The sequence below is a fragment of the Mesorhizobium sp. M0185 genome (assembly GCF_040322175.1).
In the GTDB taxonomy this organism is placed as follows: domain Bacteria; phylum Pseudomonadota; class Alphaproteobacteria; order Rhizobiales; family Rhizobiaceae; genus Mesorhizobium.
Genome location: NZ_JAMYSY010000120.1, coordinates 1 through 1,351 on the forward strand (window position 1 = coordinate 1; position 1,351 = coordinate 1,351).

The following is a 1,351-nucleotide window of genomic DNA, read 5'->3' on the forward strand; positions in this document are numbered from 1 at the left end:
GTGGGGTTCGCGACGCCCGTTCCAATCATGCCAGCGGTTTCGTTGGCCAATGGATCCCTCGGAGTTTCGCGCGTCACGGATCGATCGATCACGCCATCTTCCTTCCGTTGCAAGAGCTTGTGTTCGGTGTTCCTCCGTTGTGGCCTATCCGGGCATGTCAGCGCCGTGCTGAGCCGCGGTCAGGGCTGGCCGCAGGCCACCGCCGTAGGCGGCGCGAAGCGGCCTTGAGGGCGGCGAGGAGGCGTCAGGCTGCCCGCCAGGCCGCAACGGTACGGCTCGCCGGTGATCATCATCTTCCAGGCCATGCGGGCGGTCTTGTTGGCGAGCGCCACAGCCGCCAGCTTCGGCGGCTTGCGCGCAATCAACGCCGCCAGCCACGGCGAGGCCTTGGCGCGGCCGCGACGCACCTGCTGGATGTGGGCCGTCGCGCCCACCACCAGCGCCTGCCGCAGCATCTCGTCGCCGGCCCGCGTGATCACCCCCAGCCGGTTCTTGCCGGCGGTCGAATGGTTCTTCGGCGTCAGCCCCAGCCACGCCGCGAAGTCGCGTCCCGAACCGAACGCTGTCGCATCAGTGACCTTGACGCCGAGCAGGCTCGCCACGACCGGCCCGACGCCGGGCATCGCAGCCAGCCGCTGTCCAGTCTCGTCCTTGCGGTGATGGGCCAACAGCTTCTTGTCGATTGCCGCGTATCGCGCGCACACCGCGCGGTATTCCTCGCCGAGCGTCTCAAGCAGTTCCTTTGCCAGCGCCGGCACCGTCGCGTCGCCGGCAATGCGGGCCAGCAGTGGCTCGATGCGGGCAAGGCCTTGTGCGGCCACCAGGCCGAATTCGGCTGCGTAGCCGCGGATCGTGTTGGAAAGCTGCGTGCGCCGCCGCACCAGCTGCTCGCGCACCCCAAACAGCATCTGCGCCGCTTGCTGCTCGCCGCTCTTGATCCCAACAAAGCGTGTCCTGGGCCGGCTCATCGCCTCGCAGATCGCCTCGGCGTCAGCCGCGTCATGCTTGCCGCGCCGCACATACGGCTTCACGTGCTGCGCCGCGATCAGCACCACCTCATGACCCAGCCCCGACAGCGTGCGCGCCCAGTAATGCGAGCCACCGCACGCCTCCAGCCCGATCCTCACCGGCGCAAGCTTGGCGAAGAACGGGACTACCGCCCGCCGTTGCAATTTACGCACCAGCACCGAACGCTCCGCAGCGTCGACACCATGCAGCTGAAAAACACTCTTGGACGTATCCATGCCAATACGGATAAGGTGTTCCACGGACGGCTCCCTTGTTTGAGATCTCAACGAACTCATTCTGGCACATCCGATGCCGTCGGGCGCCGTCCACCCCATCATGCCGT

Annotated in this window: 1 protein-coding gene; it reads right to left on the reverse strand. The window is 67.0% G+C overall.

Going from position 1 to position 1,351, the window contains the following annotated elements:
• Positions 1 to 179: 179 nt before the first annotated feature.
• On the reverse strand, positions 180 to 1,268 hold the full coding sequence (locus NKJ20_RS33990; RefSeq protein ID WP_352475114.1) for an IS110 family RNA-guided transposase: 1,089 nt from the start codon (positions 1,266 to 1,268) through the stop codon (positions 180 to 182).
• Positions 1,269 to 1,351: the final 83 nt, after the last annotated feature.